Raw genomic sequence first — 18,041 nt, 5'->3', positions numbered from 1 at the left:
TTAAAGCTCCTTTATAAGATCGGTGATTTTAGCCAGAATTTCCATCTCGGTGAACGGCAGTCCCTTCACTTTGCTGAAGCCGACAGGCTCAATGAGGAAGGTGTCACGGATAATATGGACCAGCTGTCCGTTGTTGTTCTCTGGTATCAGCACCTGTTTGTAGCTGCCGAGGATCTCCCTGAGGTTTTTCGGGAAAGGGTTGATATAGCGAAGGTGTGCATGAGCAACGCTGTATCCCTTCTCGATTGCCTGGGCAACTGCGGTTTTGATCGCTCCGTAGGATGAACCCCATCCAAGCACAAGCAGGTCGGCCTTTGCGGCTCCGTTGTCGAGCGTCTGAAGCGGAATGGTGTCGGCAATACGGGCGATCTTCTCGGCACGGAGTTTGGTCATCAGCTCATGATTGTCCGGGTCGTGCGAAACGTTGCCGGTCTCATTCTGTTTTTCAAGGCCGCCGATGCGGTGCTCAAGTCCCTTTGTGCCGGGGATTGCCCATGAACGCACAAGATTCTCATCACGCTTGTAGGGCAGGTAGGGCGGATCTTCAGGTTTTCTTGGGGCGTGGATGCGTGGTTTGATTTCGGCGAGATTATCAGGGGACTCAACTGCCCATGGCTCCGAGCTGAGGGCAAGATAGCCGTCGGTAAGGCAGATAACCGGGGTCATGTGCTCAACAGCAAGTCTTGCGGCTTCATAGGTGGTATAGAAGCAGTCAACCGGCGAAGAGGCTGCAACAACCGGCAGCGGAGCTTCACCGTGACGGCCGTACATGGCCATGAAGAGGTCGGACTGTTCCGGCTTGGTCGGAAGACCGGTTGATGGGCCTCCGCGCTGGACGTTGATGACAACAAGCGGAATCTCCATGATGACGGCAAGTCCGAGGGCTTCGGTTTTCAGTGCAAACCCGGGGCCGGAGGTGTTGGTTGCGGCAAGTGCACCACCGAATGCGGCGCCGATGCTGCTGCAGATACCGGCAATTTCATCCTCTGCCTGGAAGGTTTTTGCTCCCCACTTTTTCATTTTGGCAAGGTTCTGCAGAATCTCCGTTGCCGGTGTGATGGGGTATGAACCGAGGAAGAGCTCAAGTCCGGATTTTTTGGCGGCTGCAGCCAGGGCTATTGCTGCGGCTTCATTGCCGGTTACGCGGCGGTAGGTGCCATGCTCTTTTTCCGGGGGAATATCGAAACGGCCGATGTTGGCAAAAATTTCGGTCTCGTCACCAAAGAAGTAGCCAGCGGTCACAGCCTTGATGTTGGCATCGGCAATCAGCGGTTTTTTGCTGAACTTGCTCTTCAGCATCTCAACGGTGCCTTCATAGGGGAGGTTGTAGAGCCAGTAGAGCAGACCGAGAATAAACATGTTTTTACAGCGGTCAACCTCCCTGCTGGAGAGGCCGCTGTCTTTCAGCGCTTCTCGGGTAAGCTGCTGAACGGGAACAGGAAAAACGGTGTAGTTGGAGAGAGAGCCATCCTCAAGAGGATTAACTCCTGCGGGATAGCCGGCAAGCTTGAGTTTTTTTTCATCAAAACCGTCGGTGCCTGCAATGATAATACCGCCCTGGTGAAGGTTTTTCAGATTTGCCTTGAGGGCAGCCGAGTTCATGGCAATCATGACGTCAAAAAGCGCACCTGGAGTATAGACAGGCTTGCTGCCGAACTGGAGCTGGAAGCCTGATACACCGGAGATGGTGCCTGCAGGGGCCCTGATTTCGGAGGGGAAGTTCGGAAAGGTGTTCAATTCCGAACCGCGCACCGCCACCGTATTGGCGAACTGGGTACCGGTCAACTGCATTCCGTCACCGGAGTCTCCGGCAAAAAGCACGGAAACGCTTGCTTTGGAGGTCACATTGACCGCTTTTGTTGTAGTTTTTGAATCAGTCATGGGCCCTGTTAATTACTTTTCGAAGTTGGTAAATAGCAAAAAAACCCGCACCAATGAACATCGCTAAAAGGAGCTCATTGAGTTGTTATCTTTGGTGAAATGTATCCCGGAGGGTAAAAAGAAGACAAAAAAATCACCACTACAGTCTTCTGCAAGAAAAAATATACGCGATAGGCAGGGTTAAAACAAGAGTGAGGGTGCTTTAATCAGGTTTTTTTTCTACCACGATGTTATTCTCCTTAAGATAGTTCTGCCACTCCTGCTCCCTGCGGATCGGGCAGTCAGGCGCGAGGTCGCAGAAATCATGGCGCTGCATCCCGTACATCTGCTCCATCCAGCACCCGCTGTCGCTTTTGGAGACCTCATTGACATGATTGGGATTGGCCCGCATGATCCGCTCCGAAACATCGATGAGCTCCTTGATATCCTTGCGCTTCTGTTCGTTTTCTACTCCCCAGCTCATAGACGCTCCTTGTTGTTACAGGCAGGAATTCCCGGGCTGTTGATTCCCGAAATTAACAATGGTTTAATATAAATCTTTTTTGAAAAGAAGAGATTGTTAGTCCTGCTGAAGATGAGGATTTTTGTCCAACGAAATACACGAAAAACACGAAATAATGTAGGGGCGATCCTGTGTGATCGCCCTCTTTGGTGTCCACGAATTACACGAATTGCCGTAGGGGCAATCCTTTGTGGTTGCCCTTTGTGATGATATTTATCTTCGTCCCTGTAGTCCTTTTAGTCCTTTTTTTGTCGGGGCCCCAAAAAAGAGTAACTTTGGGGCCGAAAGCGGCAACCGTTCTGCGTGCAGCAGTATAACGGCAGGTATTGCAACAAGATTAAATTTTCTATGAATTCCAGGGAAATCAGGCAATCTTTTTTGGATTTTTTTGCTCAAAAAGGTCATACAATCGTTCGTTCAGCACCGGTTATTCCGGCAGATGATCCTACCCTGCTCTTTACCAATGCAGGTATGAACCAGTTCAAGGATGTCTTTCTCGATAAAGGCACCCGTCCCTACAACCGGGCCGCTGATACCCAGAAGTGTATCAGGGCTTCCGGCAAGCACAACGACCTTGAGGATGTCGGTCGCGACACCTACCACCACACCTTTTTCGAGATGCTCGGCAACTGGTCGTTCGGTGACTATTACAAGAAAGAGGCGATAACCTGGGCGTGGGAGCTGATGACCGGCGTGTGGAAACTTCCCGCTGATCGCCTCTATGCAACCGTCTATCAGGATGACGACGAGAGCTTCCAGATCTGGAAAGAGCATACCTCCATCTCGCCTGAACACATTCTCCGCTTCGGCGACAAGGATAACTTCTGGGAGATGGGTGAAACCGGCCCCTGCGGCCCCTGCTCCGAAATTCATATTGACCTGACCGATGACGCTTCAGGCAGAAGCCTCGTCAATGTCGGCGACTACCGGGTAATCGAGCTCTGGAACCTGGTCTTCATCCAGTACAACCGTCAGAGTGACGGCCGCCTTGAGCCGCTGCCGAATAAACATGTTGACACCGGCATGGGCTTTGAGCGCGTTGCCGCGGTGATGCAGGGGAAATCCTCCAACTACGATACCGACGTCTTCAAACCGCTCTTTGATCGCATAACCGAAATTACCGGAGTCCGCTACGGCGCATCAATGGATGAGCCGCACGATATAGCCATGCGGGTCATTGCCGACCATGCCCGAACCCTCACCTTTGCGCTTTCCGACGGCGCGATGCCCTCCAACGAAGGGCGCGGTTATGTGCTCCGTAGAATTCTCCGCCGTGCGCTTCGCTACTCCAAGAATCTCGGCTATAACGAACCGATTCTCCACCAGCTTGTCGGCACGCTTGCCGACTCCATGGGTGACGTTTTCCCCGAGCTGCAGAAACAGCGCGATACGGTGAGCAAAATTATCCGCTCCGAAGAGGAGAGCTTTATTGTTACGCTTGATCGCGGAATCGAGATTTTCAACGATGTGGTTTCGAAAGTCCGCTCTGCAAAGGGAACGCTCATCAAGGGTGTGGATGCCTTCAAGCTCTATGATACCTACGGCTTTCCCTTTGATCTTACCCGCCTGATGGCTTCCGACGAGGGGTTGCAGGTTGACGGCGAAGGGTTTGAGCACTGCATGCAGGAGCAGAAGACCCGTGCACGGGCCGACCGCAAGGAGAAGCATCAGATTGAGGAGGACGGTTCACAGTGGCTTTGGTTCAGCGATCAGCACTCCACCACTTTTGTCGGCTATGAGCAGCTTGAGCTGCCGGTGCGCATTATCGCCTGCAAGCATGCCAAAGAGAAGCTGCTCATCCTGCTCGACAAAACTCCCTTCTACGCCGAGAGCGGCGGACAGGTCGGCGACCGGGGATGGATCGAGACCGCCGGTTACCGCCTGCAGGTAACCGACACCATCAAGGATGGCGACGCCATTGTGCATGTTGTTACCGCCGCCTTTGACAAGATTCTTGACAGCGCAGTTAAACCAGCCGATCTCACAATTGATGAGGGGCAGCTCAGTGCCGAGGCTTCGGTTGACCACCCTATTCGCCAGGATACCGAGAGGAACCATACTGCCACCCATCTGTTGCATGGAGCGCTGCGCCGCATTCTCGGCCAGCATGTGCAGCAGAAGGGATCATATGTCAATTCCGAAAGGCTCCGTTTTGATTTCAGCCACTTCTCCAAAATGAGCGACGCTGAAATCGCGCAGGTTGAGGCCGGAGTGAACGAAGAGATCCGGCGGGCCGAAGCGGTCGAGAAGCATGCCGATATCCCCTATGATGATGCAATTGCCAAAGGTGCCCTCGCCTTTTTCGGCGACAAGTATGCCGACCTGGTCAGGGTGGTTGAAGTTCCCGGCATCTCGGTTGAGCTTTGCGGAGGAACCCATGTGGACAATATCGGCCGTATCGGACTCTTCAAGATTGTCAGTGAATCATCGGTTGCTTCGGGTGTGCGCCGTATCGAGGCGTTGACCGGCAAGAGTGCCGAAAAGCTTCTCTGGCAGGAGTACGCCGAGCTGCAGCAGGTGCGCTCTCTCCTCAAAGCGAGGGGTGAGGAACCGGTTGCCTCAAGGATTGTCGAGTTGATGGATGCCAGAAAAGAGCTTGAGAAGGAGCTGCATGAGATCCGCATCGGCTCCCTTCTCCAGTCGCTCTCTGTTGACCTTCAGGCAGCTCCCGAGGTTTCGGGATGCCGGGTCTTCGCAAAGGTTGTCGAGGGGGCGGATGGTGATGCGCTCCGCAGTGCCGGTCTGGCTCTCCGCGAAGCGGTACCCTGTGCTGCCGGTCTTCTCTGCAGCGTGCAGGACGGAAAGGTGTCGCTCGCTGTTTTTGCCTCCGACAAGGCGGTCAGGGAGCTTGGCATTGATGCCGGAAAACTGGTTCGCGACGTTGCCCGGCATGTGCAGGGTGGCGGCGGAGGCAAACCCGAGTTCGCCACCGCAGGCGGAAAGAATCCTGACGGAGTGGAGAAGGCACTTGCAGCCTTCAAGGATGCTGTCAAAACCGCGCTGAAGGGATAAACCTATGCGTGTTCTTGATTGTCTTTCTGGTAACTGTACTAAACCTTCGTGCGACGGCTGTATCTTCCGGCCTGTCCGATCCCTGCGTTTGGCGCTCAAGTCGCGGGCGATGCAGAAAACGGATGACACCGCTGAAGCTCCCGTTGGTAGTTGGGAGCGCTCTGAGCCGGTAACCCCGACCCACAGGCCAACGCCCCAGAAAGAGGCTTCTCCGAAAAAACGCAAACGGCTGCTTCTGCCGAGGGAGGAGATTGCCTGGTTTCCCGTCATCAAGCCGGAGCTTTGCAACGGCTGCGGCGACTGCAAGGTGCTCTGCAAGCCCGGCGTCTTCGAGCTTGGAGAGCCCGACCCCGCTGGCATCCACCGCCCGAAACTGATTGTCGCACACCCCTACAACTGCCTCGTCCTCTGCAACCGCTGCGTCCCCATCTGCACCTCCGGCGCTATTATTCTCCCCCCGAAGGAGGAGTTTGAGCAGTACATAGAGTATATTGATTGACGTAGGGGCGATCCTGTGTGATCGCCCTTCTGAAGAAAAAGATTTTGTCCACGAATTACACGAATTAACACGAAATGGTGTAGGGGCGATCCTGTGTGATCGCCCGGAATAATGTTGGTAGACAGGATAGAACGTGAATAAACCCATGAAACGCAGGCTGCTGGTTCCGAGAGAGGAGATTGCGTGGTTTCCGGTGATTGATACTGAGGCTTGCAATGGTTGCGGTGACTGCGAGAGCTTCTGTCGCCCCGGCGTCTTTTCGCCCGGTGAGAAGGTCGGCCCCAAGCGGCCGAAGATGACCGTCTCCAGCCCCTACAACTGCGTTGTGCTCTGTGAACGGTGTGCGCCCAAATGCACCTCGGGAGCCATTACGCTCCCGAACGCTGAGGATTTTGAGCGGTTTGTGGAGTACGTGGCAGTTTGATTGAGAGGTCGTCACGATCCCTGAACCCCATCAGATAGAGAATGGCGTCAAGCCCGAGGGTTGATATCGCCTGCTTTGCGCTCTCCCGTACAATCGGTTTCGCCCTGAAGGCGATACCGAGCCCCGCCTTGCCAAGCATCGGCAGGTCATTGGCGCCGTCACCGACCGCAATCGTCTGCTCAAGCCGTATGTTCTCTTTTTGCGCAATCAGTTCAAGCAACTCCGCCTTCCGCTTTCCGTCAACCACCTGCCCGAGCACCTTTCCCGTCAGTTTGCCCTCAATGATCTCAAGGGTGTTGGCATAAACGTAATCGATGTTGAGCTTTTTCTGGAGGTAGTGGCCGAAATAGGAGAAGCCGCCGGAGAGAATGGCGGTTTTGAACCCCAGGTTATGGAGGTTGTGAAAGAGCGTCTCCGCCCCTTCGGTGAGCTGGAGCCGTTTGGCTATGGTCTCAAGCACATGCTCGTCAAGTCCGTTCAGGAGCGACACTCTCCTCTGAAGACTGCCGGTAAAGTCGATCTCCCCGCGCATTGCCTGCTCGGTTATGGCTGCAACTTCAGCACCTACTCCGGCCTCGATGGCCAGCTCGTCAATCACTTCAGAGGTGATGAGGGTAGAGTCCATATCAAACACTACCAGACGGCGGTTGCGGCGGAAAATATTGTCCTCCTGGAAGGCGATGTCGATGCCGAGGCTGTCGGTAATGGCAAGCATCTCTTCGCGGAAGCGGTGTTCATGCTGCACGGTTCCGCGCATGGAGAACTCCACGCACGCCTTGGTGTGCCGGTTCTCTTCAAGCGGAATTCGCCCCGAAAGCCGGTTGATGGTGTCGATGTTGAGGCCGTGGGAGGTGATGATGGATGATACCCGCTCCAGATGTTCGGCGGTAATTCGTCTGGCAAGCAGCGAGAGCAGGTGGCGCGGCTTGCCCTGTTCATGCACCCAGTCGTTGTACTCGGTATCGGTAACCGGCGTAAAGGTGATCTGTATGCCGAGCAGATGGGCACAGAAGAGCAGATCCTTCAGCACCGGAGAGGATGCGGACTCCTTTGGCACCTCAACGAGCATGCCGAGCGAGAGATGGTTATGGATAACCGCCTGGCCGATATCGAGCACCGGCACCCTGTAGCCGGAGAGGATCGCAGTGATTTTGGAGGTCAGACCCGGCTTGTCCTGGCCTGTAATATTGATCAAGAGAAGCTCGCTCATTGTAGCCTGGTAAAGTTATTCGCACCGGTCGCGGTATCAACAAAACATTATATCGCAATACGTTGATACTCCTGCCCGACATTCAGTAAAAAACATCAGTCAAGATAGTGTTGTTTTCCGAACCTTCAAAAGCAGGGGGAAGTGATTACTACTACCGGATACCGTTGGGTAAAAGGGGTATTTACGCTGGTACTTTTTTGCGGATACAATATTATTTCAGTAAACTGTTGTTGTGATCAGGCACGCAACGGGTAAAGAGAGATGAGAGCTGATTTTCGGACAGTGCAAAATAGCCCGAAATTACTGGAATTGTTTCGGGAGGCTATGCGTGTACGTCACTACAGCAAGAGAACAGAAGATACCTACTGTGCCTGGGTCAAGCGTTATGTTCATTTTCACAACATGAGGCATCCAAAAGAGATGGGTGAGCTGGAGATCAATGCATTTTTAACCCATCTTGCCGTAGCGGAAAAGGTTAGCGCATCAACGCAGAATCAGGCATTGAGCGCACTGTTATTTCTTTACCGGAACGTGATTGGCAAAGAGGTCGGTGACCTTGGACACGTCATCCGCGCACGAAAGCCGATTCACTTGCCTGTTGTTTTAACCCGTGAAGAGGTGAAAGCACTTCTTGGCCAACTTTCAGGTGACAAATGGTTAATGGCTTCACTCATGTATGGCGCGGGATTGAGGCTGATGGAGTGTCTTCGGTTGCGCGTCCAGGATATTGATTTCTCCTGTAATGAAATTTTGGTTCGTGATGGCAAGGGAGCAAAAGACCGGATAACCATGCTGCCTGAATCACTGAAAAAGCCTCTCGGCGAACATCTGAAACAGGTCAAGAGCATGCACGATAAAGATCTTGCTGATGGTTGGGGACGAGTACTCTTGCCCGGTGCTTTAGATCGCAAGTATCCCAATGCGCCTGCCGAATGGCGATGGCAATGGGTTTTTCCTCAGGAGCACCGGTGGGTGAACACAACGACACGCGAAGAAGGTCGGCACCATATCGATGAGTCACTGATTCAAAAAGCGGTTAAAGAGGCTGCTTTTCATGCACAATTGATAAAACGGGCCACTTGCCATACATTCCGTCACTCTTTTGCTACTCATTTGCTGGAGGGTGGGTATGATATTCGCACTATTCAGGAGTTAATGGGTCATAAAGATGTAAGCACTACGATGATTTATACCCATGTTTTGAATAAAGGTGGCCATGGTGTAAAAAGCCCTGTTGACGGCTTGTAAACAACGTTGTTATGCCGATCCATATAAGACGCTGAAATAAAAAGCAATAATAGATTTAAGTGCTTTATAAAAAATCGGTTGACAATGTTTTTCGTAGTTTGAAAATGACGTCTTATATGGGTTGTAACTCAAAAATTCGCGGTATAGGCGGATCAATCTAATTATTGTTAGGGGCGCAACGTAGGCAACAACTGTAAGACTCAAATTTTAGAAAAAGGCGGAAAAATGCAAAAAATTAAAGTTATGATAGCAAGCACAGGAAGAGCGGATTATGGTCTTCTTTACCCATTAATTAAACAAATCATTGGAGATAATAAGTTCGATTTGCAATTGATAGCAACAGGTACGCATTTATCTCCCTTGCATGGAAAAACAATAAAACTAATCGAAGAAGACAAAGACGTACATGTAGCAGCCAAAGTCGAAATGACTATGAAAAGTGATACAGAAGATGCAATATGTAACTCGATTGCTATAGGTTTAATCGGGTTTTCCAGACTTTTTAATAGTCAGCAGCCAGATATATTGATTGTATTAGGAGACAGGTATGAACTTTGGTCAATCTGCATAGCGGCTGTAATTCATAAAATACCCATTGCTCATATACATGGAGGAGAAGCGACGTTTGGATTAATTGATGATCCAATACGCCATTCTGTATCAAAAATGTCTGCTTTCCATTTCGCTTCAATTGAGTTGTATGCAAAAAGAATCATTCAAATGGGTGAAAATCCTGAAAGAGTTTTTGTTGTGGGTGCTATTGGACTCGATAATATAAAAAATATTCCTTTAATGACATTGCAAGAATTATCGGAATATTCTCAAGTAGATTTTAGTAAAAAGATTGCCTTAATGACCTACCATCCAGTAACTTTAGATTCCTATGATAATGCTGCGCAGCAAGTAAAAGAAATTTTAAATGCGCTCACGGAAACTGATTTATTTGTATTGATGACAATGCCAAATTCAGACACATCAGGAAATGTAATTTATCAAACAATTAAATCCTATGCTCAGCAATTTCCAGAAAAATTTAGGCTGATAGATAATTTAGGACAAAAAGCCTATTTAAGTGCAATGAAGCATGCAAAGTTAATGATAGGCAATTCATCAAGTGGAATTGTTGAAAGTGCATCATTTAAGTTGCCGGTTGTAAATATTGGAGATAGACAGGCTGGTCGATTTAAACCAAAAAATGTTATTAATTGTGCTTGCACACAGGATGAAATAACGGAAGCAATAAATCACGCACTGTCTGACGAATTTAGAGCATCAATTGATAGCTTGGAGTCTCCTTATGGTGATGGCAATACTGCTGCTCGCATCATTACCATCTTAAAATCCATTGATTTTACAAACAAAACACATTTCTTAAAAAAGGGGTTTTATGATCTGAAGCAAGACTTATCTCAACTCAGTGTACAGAGGGTAAAATGAGAATCGTATTTATAGGCACAGTTGAGTTTAGTTACCATTGTCTTCTTGAAGTATTAAATAATCGAGGAGAGGTGGTAGGTATTGTCACCTCAAAGAATCAGAAAAATAACAGTGACTATCGAGATTTGACCCCAGTATCACGTAATAACATAATTCCTATACATTACTGCAAAAATGTAAATGATCAGGTAACTATTAATTGGATTAGAGATAAAAAACCAGATATTATTTTTTGTTGGGGGTGGTCTCAACTTATTAAGTCAGAGTTACTGTCTTTAGCGCCGATGGGTGTCGTTGGAGTTCATCCTGCTCTTTTGCCTAAGAATAGAGGTAGGCACCCTCTTATATGGGCATTAGTCTTGGGGTTGAAAGAGAGCGGGCTGACTTTTTTCTTTATGGATGAGGGAGCGGACTCTGGACCAATACTTTCGCAAAAAAAATTTAAGATTACGAATAAAGATACAGCACAAACTCTCTACTCTAAACTGAAAGAATTAGCAAAGACACAAATTGCCGATTTTTTGCCCAGTCTTATGGCTGGTAATTATGAAACAATTGTTCAGAATTCAGAAGAAGCAAATTATTGGCGTAAGCGGTCTGTTAAAGATGGAATGATTGATTGGCGTATGAGTGTAGTGGCTATATTAAATTTAATACGGGCTTTAACAAAACCATATCCAGGTGCCCAATTTAGTTATAAAGATTCAGTAATAACTGTGTGGGAAGCAACACAATACGACAAAAAAACACCGCCTAATATTGAACCAGGAAAAATTATTCATGTTTCAAATGAAGGAATACTAGTTATTAAGTGCTTTGACGGCGCAGTTGAAATTACTAATTTTGAGCCAACTATACCATTCGCTGAAGGAGAATATATAATATGAATGTATTGGTTATTTCAGTACATCCAGACGATGAAACGCTGGGGTGTGGAGGTACAATTCTAAAACATAAGAATTCTAATGATGATATATTCTGGTTAATACTAACGCAGGCTTCAGAGAATCTTGGTTATTCAAAAGAATTTCTTTCAAATAGAGCAAATCAAATAACGGAAATATCAAATGAATATAAATTTAACAAAATATTCAACTTGGGATTTCCAACCACTAAATTACATGCAATAGAGTTCAGTGAAATAATCACTAAAATTTCCTCTGTCATACAAGAAGTTAAACCAGAAGTTATTTATATGGTTAATCGTTCTGATATTCATACAGATCATCAAGTGGCTGCAAAAGCTATTATGAGTTGCACTAAGAGTTTTAGAAATCAATTTATAAAACGTATTTTGATGTATGAGTGTATTTCAGAGACAGAAATAGCTCCTCCACTACCTGAAAACACATTCGTTGCACATGTTTATTCAGATATAAGCGATTATATTGATAGAAAAATTGAGATAATGAAAAAATATGAATCTGAATTACAAGATACACCGCTACCAAGGAGCATTGAAAATATACGCGCATTAGCTAGGTTTCGTGGTGCAACAGTATCGGTACAATATGCAGAGGCATTTATGCTTATAAGAGAGGTATTCTGAAAGTGGCTCAACAACAAAAAAGCCCCTAACAAGGCGCTGCACCGGACGGCAATTCCGCTGCGCTCCATTGCCGCCGGTGAGCTTGGTCGTTATGCTTCAAATTCCAACATCTTACTTGACAACACAAAAGAGGGATCAAACAATGTTGACAGAACAAAACGGACTAACACAGTTTACAGATTTAGAAATTAATAAATTTTATAGAAATAGAAAATTTGGCAGATTAAATCCATTTTTGAGGAAAATGTATTTTTTAGTCAAAAGGCTACAAGGTTCATACTCGTATGAAGATCAAATTAAAATTGCATGTATGTGCGAGCCCCCCATGTTTTTTTTAAACTATGGATTAATGATTTCGCATGCTTATGGTATAACTTTAAGTGTTGATGAAATTGGATGTGATGTTAATATTGGGCAAAATGTTACATTGGGGACTAATGGGAAATATATGGAATTAGGTGAGCACACTACAAACCATAAGCCTCATATAGGAAATTTAGTGCGTTTTTATTCGCACGCTATTGTTTCAGGAGAGATTAAGATTGGAGACTGTGTACTTGTTGCGGCAGGAGCAATGGTAACAAAGGATGTTCCTAGCAAATCTATAGTATATGGTAAAAATGAAGTCAAGCCTCTTTCAAAGCATCACATCAATTATTTGAGAGCTGTTTTGTATCACTGCGAGAGAGAATATGTAAAAGTACCAGGCTTAATGTATAAAAACCAAAAATTATTCATAAATGATGAATATTTAAAAAAACGTGAGATATTACTTCAAAATATCAATTCTGATGATTTTGAGAAAAATATCAATGATCTATTCTAACATGAGCATAACAAGGCAAATGCACTCGGACAACCAAAAGCTGCGCCGCTCGTGCCTCGCTATGCAGCTTTTGGTTGCCGGTGATTTGCGTCGTTAGCCCCGCAAGGCCAGAAGGGGAAAGTTTCATGCAAACGAAAGAACACTGGGAAAAGGTCTACTCAACCAAGGCCACGGATGAGGTCAGTTGGTTCCAGGAGCATGCAGAACTCTCCCTCAGGTTGATTCGAAATGCTGGCGTACCGCTTACGGCTTCAATCATTGATGTTGGCGGCGGAGCATCAACGCTCGTTGATGATCTCCTGTCCAACGGTTATGTAAACATCACGGTTCTTGATCTTTCCGGAACTGCCCTTGCTAAAGCAAAGGCCAGGCTCGGTGAGCGTGGTTCAAGCGTGAAGTGGTTGGAAGCCAATGTCATCGAAACCGAGTTTCCTACGCAGGCCTACGATGTGTGGCACGACAGAGCGGTTTTTCACTTTTTAACCTCGGTAGAAGAACGACAGGCGTATGTGCAAGCCGTTCTTCATGCAGTTAAACCCGGAGGCCTCGTTATTGTGGCAACCTTCGCAGAAGATGGCCCCACCAAATGCAGTGGGCTTCCTGTTATGCGTTACGGCGCAAATGACCTTCATGCGGAATTCGGGGAGCCGTTTCTCCTACTTGGGCATGAAAAGGAGTCACACCATACTCCCGGTGGCAACGAACAAAAGTTCGTTTACTGCCTCTGCCGCAAGGTGGTCTCGCGTGTGCGGGGCTAACCCATCCATCAACACGGACGCCAGCGATAAAGCCGCTGGCGCCGGTTATGTCAAACGTTAGGCCACCAACACACCGCTATGCTTATACACATCAAGCGCAACGAAGAAATCTTCGGGCCGTATTCCGTCGAGGAAGCACGCAGCTATCTTCAGAGCGGCAGACTGTCGCTAACTGACTTCGCGCAGATGGAAGGGACGAGCGAGTGGATTCCATTGGCATCAGTCCCCGGTCTCAAGAGTGCTCCGCCTCCCCCCGCCCTCCCTTCCCTTGCGACTTCGCCGCCACCATCCGGCCAATCCACGCCTGACTCCCCGGTTCACTTTGGTTACGTCATTCGAGACGTCATCATCGTTGCTGTTCTCACCGCCATCGGCGGCTTTGCCGTGGGCTTGGCATCAGGCAGGGCTGATATGTCGTCTCCCGGTTTTGTTTTGGGGTTAGCTGCCTCCAATACCTTGCTTGGATCTGTAGGCTTTATCATCGTCGGCTGTCTGGCCAAGGGAAATCGCTGGCGTCACCTGCTTCACGTCGCCGTTGGCGTTTGGTTGGTAGGCTTGCTCAACGTCATGATTGGGATGATTTCGTTTGGAGAGTGGTTTTTCAGCGTGTTTTTCGTTGCGCTCATCATGGGGGTCGGTGGCGGATTGTCGTTCGCCTTCAAGAGACAGTGAGGGCGTTGCGTCCACATTTGGAGTGCTACTATGAAGATTACAGAATACAAAACGGCTCACGGTTCATCCGTGAGGGAGTTGGATGAGTGCGTGAATGCGATGCTCAAGGAAGGGTATCAGCCATTCGGCAGCCCTTACCTCTCGGACACAGAGATTGAGGGCAAGGTTGATACTTTCGCCGTCTGGCAGGCGATGGTGAGATATTCCGAGCAGTGACGACGAGGTGGCCTAACAAGTGCGCTGCAGCGAACGGCCTCTCCGCCGTGCGTTCGAGCGGTGCGGGAGTTCGTGAGCGCACCGTGCACTCCACCGCCGCCCCCGAGGCCGTCGCTGAGCTTGGTCGTTAGACGTTTTGGTTTCCTCTTGTATGACGTTGCAGGCACTGTGAAGCTAAGTGCATAAGTAAAACGCCGCGAATTGCCATGGTGGGGCGCTCAAATACAACGTCCTAAACACCATAGACTTCAATTTATCTTGTTAGGTAAATGGCTAATATGTTTTTTGAACGAGGCATGGGCAAGTACAATAATTGAGTCGCAGGAAAATTGGGAGGAACGACCATGAGAATGGCTTTTTTCATTATGGCAATGGTGTTTGTATCACCTAATATATTTGCTGCCGATTTTAGAACTTCCTCCTGGGGTGACAGAAAGGACGCGGTTATTCAACAGGAAGGAACTCCATCTAATGAATCAACCGGAACAGCTGGGTGGAATCAGGGTCTGCCTCAATTGGTGTACAATGACCGTAGCGTCATAGGGCGTATTGCGACAGTGATATACACCTTTGACGGCGACTCGCTCGTAATGGGAAGATATGCCCTGGGTGGGGCCGTTGGACTATTAGAGACTGAAGCGGCCATGGAAATCAAGGAGCTAACGGCGGCAGTAACTAAGAAATATGGCAAGGCAACCACTGATATAAACGGAGCCCAATGGATAATTGGTAAGGGCTATATTAATCTGTATAAAATAAAGCTATCAACCGGAACCTTCGTACTTCTTGACTACTGGGAGAAAACATTTTTTGACTATAAAATTGCTGATCGGGAAGAGTTATAAGTACTCATAAGAATGCATAATTTGAAGGAAGCAAGGCGTTTCAGGAGACAAAACGTCTAACAAGTCGTTGAACGCGACGCCTCGCCTTTGGGTGGGACTTTCGGCTAAAGAGCGTAAACGGTGATGGCAGATAGCAGACTGGGCGCGCGTTAACTCTATGTTAGCCGCAAAAGGGAGATCACATGACCGCTTGGTGGTATGCAGAAAAGGAAAAGAAAACGGGCCCTCTTGAGCAAGATGAACTGGCATCGCTCATTCAAAGAGGGAAGATTGGTCCAAGAACGATGCTCTGGAAGGAAGGCATGGAGTCATGGCTTCCTCTCAATGAGATAGAAGAATTACAGATGCTAAATGCAGCGGTTCCGCCACCGCTACCACCAAAGGTAAGTACCGACCCCTTAACTTTTCCGATGGCTACGCGGTGGCCGAGGTTTTTCGCTCGCATATTCGACATGTGGTGGGAAACCCTGCTTGTAACCTTTGTCCTTGGCGCTGTATTGGGCCGTTATTCCGCAGGTTTTGTTGAGTGGATAAATGGCCCTGGGGCAAGTCAATTGTTTGGGATATTGTGTCTTCCATTCTCACTAATTCTAGATGCTGCCATATATCGACTCATTGGAAACACTCCGGGTAAAGCTCTTCTTGGGCTAAAAGTGGGATTGCTTGATGCTTCGCCTTTAAGTTTTGGCCAGTATCTGAGCCGAAACATGACTATTTGGGTGAAAGGCCTTGCTTTTGGGTTTCCATTGATAAATCTTTTCACCATGGCCCACCAGTCGGGAAGGCTTGGCAAGGGCCAGCAAGCGAGTTACGACGAATCTACAGGCTATCGAGTACGCGCCAAACCAATAGGATGGATGAGAAAGTCTAGCTTTGGAGTGGCGTTTTTAGGTTTGTTCGTGGTTATGGCGGTGTTAAACAGCATGGAGCAAACCGCACAGCGCGAAGCAATACTGAGCAGCGCATCGGAAAACTATTCATGGGTAAACCCGGTTACCAGTCTTAGCGCAAAGATTGATTCGAGATGGAAGAATTCCACGCAACAAAATACTGATGGCCAGCAGATATACATGTTCTCAGAGCGGGCAGATCGCGCTGTTGTAATTCTTGCGGTTGAACATGCCCCCGGCTTTGCATTAGATGATTACGTCCAAGCTTTCAGAAAGAGCACAGCAGCTAATATGCGTTTTACAGATGGTGGTCGCTATTTTGAACAATCCGGAAAACAAGCGTGGCAAGGATCAGGCGAAATGGTGGACGCAACAAGCAATCGCCTGCATGTTCAGGTTGTTCGGGTGGGTAACGATTTTTGGAGGATCGTAAAAATCCAGACGATGCCCTATGAATATTCCGACCATTTGGTGACACAGCTTCAGGATGGTCTCTGGAAAACGGTTTTCTGAGCAAGGCGAATGCGGCTAACAAATCATTCCAGCGGACCGTCAAAAGCTGCGCTTTTGCCGCCCGCTGAATTCAAACGTTGGGCTGGTGATAAATCAAATGTCGATGGAGGAGAAATGTTAGTGGATCGCAGAAGTTTCTTGCAGTGTGTGGGGCAGGGAGTTTTCCTGATAGGCGGTCTTTCAGTGTTGAACTCCTGTCACGGCTTGGACAGGTATCGCTTATTTGCTCGAGATCAGAAACAACAACCGATAGGGGGACTCACCGAGAAAGAAGTGGATATCCTCTATTTGGCGTCCCTTGCACCGAGTGGTCATAACACACAGCCCTGGACGGTGAGGATTGTCGAACCCCAGCACTGGATCGTCGGATCTGCCAGAGAGCGCTGGCTGCCGGCTGTCGACCCGCAGAACCGCGAAGTGCTGCTTTCCATAGGCGCCTTTCTGGAGAACCTTGTAATTGCAGCCGAAGCCCATGGGTATACCATAGACCTAAGTGTGATTGCGAAAAGCCCGTCAGATAAGGAGCTTGTCGACATTCGACTAAGAAAGGGCCAGGTCCGGGATTTTCCTCTCGAAAGAATCAAGACGAGACGGACAGTCAGGAACAACTTCCTGGATCGTGAGATCACTGCCGACGATTTGAAATACATAACCATTCATGACAAGCGACCCCATTTAGTCAAGGTGATAATGCCCCATGGCTTCTATTTTCCGAACCTTTCTCCGCAGGGAAGGCGTCTCCAGGAAGGAACGATCGAAGCCAACAGAAAGCAGGCATTTCGAGACCCTGCACAGGAGGAACTTGCCAATTGGATCAGATGGTCGAACAAGGAGGCTGAGAAGCATCGAAATGGACTGACTCCCGACACCATGGAGATCGGCGGTATTGCACGGCTCTATGTAGAATACTTCTATAACCGCAAGTCCGTTCTTTCCAAGAGTTTTCGAGAAACCACGGTCGATATGGTATCAAAACAAGTAAGACAGTGCGGCGGATGGTTGGTTATTACCAGTGAGAATTCACGAATTCAGACTTTGATTGAATATGGAAGAGTGTTCGAAGGGATGCTTCTCAGGATCAGGGAAAGGAAAATAGCCATTCACCCCATGACCCAGATGCTTGAGGAAAGTCCCGCAAGAGACGCCATAGCCGCGGAACTGGGCTTAGCCGGTGAGGTCCAGTGGATACTGCGGATAGGCTACCTGGGCTCGTATCCGGATCCCGTGAGTCTCCGCATGCCGCTATCGCAGCTCGTGATCACGTGAGAGGGGAAAGGGGGCCCTTGACAGAGGACAAGAAGAAGAATTAGAGGCATTGCCCAACGAGGCAATGCAGCGGACGTCTTCCTGAGACATGAGGCCCATTGACTTATCTAATTCTCATGAGGAGCCACAGAGAAGAGTGCAAGAAGAAAGACCGCCCAACTATCGCGTGCACCCGATCGCCAAAAAAGCCGGCTCCGGGTGACGCCTGTGTTATGCGCATATCCTGATTCATCATAACTTCCGGGACGTCGTTGAATAACGATAATAACATCTCGCCCCTCCTCCTTTCATCA

18 protein-coding genes are annotated in these 18,041 nt (G+C 48.6%); 14 read left to right on the top strand and 4 right to left on the bottom strand.

Annotated elements, in window-relative coordinates; translation table 11 throughout:
• Together BOO20_RS01440 and BOO20_RS01435 are read right to left on the bottom strand one after the other, a co-directional pair.
• On the bottom strand, positions 1–1,881 hold the full coding sequence (locus tag BOO20_RS01440) for a 2-oxoacid:acceptor oxidoreductase subunit alpha (protein ID WP_076789703.1): 1,881 nt from the start codon (positions 1,879–1,881) through the stop codon (positions 1–3).
• 202 nt (positions 1,882–2,083) lie between these two features.
• The gene (locus BOO20_RS01435; protein WP_076789698.1) at positions 2,084–2,344 is read right to left on the bottom strand and encodes a hypothetical protein; all 261 of its coding nucleotides are present in this window, start codon (positions 2,342–2,344) and stop codon (positions 2,084–2,086) included.
• Positions 2,345–2,731: 387 nt separating this feature from the next.
• Here BOO20_RS01435 and alaS point away from each other — a divergent pair, with 387 nt between their 5' ends.
• From alaS to BOO20_RS01420, 3 genes are all read left to right on the top strand, one after another.
• The gene (gene alaS / locus BOO20_RS01430; RefSeq protein WP_076789694.1) at positions 2,732–5,395 is read left to right on the top strand and encodes an alanine--tRNA ligase; all 2,664 of its coding nucleotides are present in this window, start codon (positions 2,732–2,734) and stop codon (positions 5,393–5,395) included.
• Between the two features lie 109 nt (positions 5,396–5,504).
• On the top strand, positions 5,505–5,894 hold the full coding sequence (locus BOO20_RS12895) for a ferredoxin family protein (RefSeq protein ID WP_368665413.1): 390 nt from the start codon (positions 5,505–5,507) through the stop codon (positions 5,892–5,894).
• Between the two features lie 145 nt (positions 5,895–6,039).
• A complete protein-coding gene (locus BOO20_RS01420) occupies positions 6,040–6,318 on the top strand; it encodes a ferredoxin family protein (RefSeq protein WP_076789686.1) in 279 nt (92 codons plus the stop codon).
• On the opposite strand, the gene serB is transcribed toward BOO20_RS01420, so the two are convergent.
• A complete protein-coding gene (gene serB / locus BOO20_RS01415) occupies positions 6,263–7,528 on the bottom strand; it encodes a phosphoserine phosphatase SerB (RefSeq protein ID WP_076789683.1) in 1,266 nt (421 codons plus the stop codon). The two genes, BOO20_RS01420 and serB, sit on opposite strands and share 56 nt — an antisense overlap.
• A gap of 261 nt (positions 7,529–7,789) precedes the next feature.
• Between serB and BOO20_RS01410 the strand changes: the two genes are divergently transcribed.
• From BOO20_RS01410 to BOO20_RS01360, 11 genes are all read left to right on the top strand, one after another.
• Positions 7,790–8,776 carry an integron integrase gene (locus BOO20_RS01410; protein ID WP_076789680.1) on the top strand — a complete coding sequence of 329 codons (987 nt, stop codon included), beginning with the start codon at positions 7,790–7,792 and terminating at the stop codon, positions 8,774–8,776.
• Between the two features lie 225 nt (positions 8,777–9,001).
• Positions 9,002–10,213, top strand: coding sequence for a UDP-N-acetylglucosamine 2-epimerase (neuC, locus tag BOO20_RS01405; protein ID WP_076789678.1), 1,212 nt, complete (start codon positions 9,002–9,004; stop codon positions 10,211–10,213).
• Positions 10,210–11,100 (top strand): methionyl-tRNA formyltransferase, encoded by an 891-nt coding sequence (locus BOO20_RS01400; RefSeq protein WP_076789675.1) that lies wholly within the window; start codon positions 10,210–10,212, stop codon positions 11,098–11,100. The genes neuC and BOO20_RS01400 overlap by 4 nt, the downstream gene beginning before the upstream one ends.
• Complete coding sequence (locus BOO20_RS01395; RefSeq protein ID WP_076789671.1) at positions 11,097–11,762, top strand: PIG-L deacetylase family protein; 666 nt, start codon at positions 11,097–11,099, stop codon at positions 11,760–11,762. The genes BOO20_RS01400 and BOO20_RS01395 overlap by 4 nt, the downstream gene beginning before the upstream one ends.
• A gap of 91 nt (positions 11,763–11,853) precedes the next feature.
• Entirely contained in the window at positions 11,854–12,588 is a 735-nt protein-coding gene (locus BOO20_RS01390; protein WP_198935397.1) for a hypothetical protein, read from the top strand.
• Positions 12,589–12,713: 125 nt separating this feature from the next.
• Complete coding sequence (locus BOO20_RS01385) at positions 12,714–13,346, top strand: class I SAM-dependent methyltransferase (protein ID WP_076789665.1); 633 nt, start codon at positions 12,714–12,716, stop codon at positions 13,344–13,346.
• Positions 13,347–13,424: 78 nt separating this feature from the next.
• The gene (locus BOO20_RS01380) at positions 13,425–14,018 is read left to right on the top strand and encodes a DUF4339 domain-containing protein (RefSeq protein ID WP_076789663.1); all 594 of its coding nucleotides are present in this window, start codon (positions 13,425–13,427) and stop codon (positions 14,016–14,018) included.
• A 30-nt stretch (positions 14,019–14,048) separates the two neighbouring features.
• Positions 14,049–14,234, top strand: a complete 186-nt coding sequence (locus tag BOO20_RS01375) for a DUF1737 domain-containing protein (protein WP_076789660.1) — start codon at positions 14,049–14,051, stop codon at positions 14,232–14,234.
• 344 nt (positions 14,235–14,578) lie between these two features.
• Positions 14,579–15,079: a hypothetical protein gene (locus tag BOO20_RS01370; RefSeq protein WP_076789657.1), complete on the top strand. Its 501-nt coding sequence runs from the start codon at positions 14,579–14,581 to the stop codon at positions 15,077–15,079.
• A 182-nt stretch (positions 15,080–15,261) separates the two neighbouring features.
• The gene (locus BOO20_RS01365; RefSeq protein ID WP_076789654.1) at positions 15,262–16,482 is read left to right on the top strand and encodes an RDD family protein; all 1,221 of its coding nucleotides are present in this window, start codon (positions 15,262–15,264) and stop codon (positions 16,480–16,482) included.
• A gap of 114 nt (positions 16,483–16,596) precedes the next feature.
• Entirely contained in the window at positions 16,597–17,748 is a 1,152-nt protein-coding gene (locus BOO20_RS01360; RefSeq protein WP_076789833.1) for a nitroreductase family protein, read from the top strand.
• A 103-nt stretch (positions 17,749–17,851) separates the two neighbouring features.
• Here BOO20_RS01360 and BOO20_RS13015 read toward each other — a convergent pair.
• On the bottom strand, positions 17,852–18,041 hold a 190-nt coding region (locus BOO20_RS13015; protein WP_233120847.1), incomplete at its 5' end, for a hypothetical protein.

The organism is Chlorobium sp. KB01, assembly GCF_001975465.1.
GTDB lineage: Bacteria > Bacteroidota > Chlorobiia > Chlorobiales > Chlorobiaceae > Chlorobium.
Note: the sequence above shows the minus strand (reverse complement) of the source record. Positions and strands in the feature narration are given on the sequence as shown.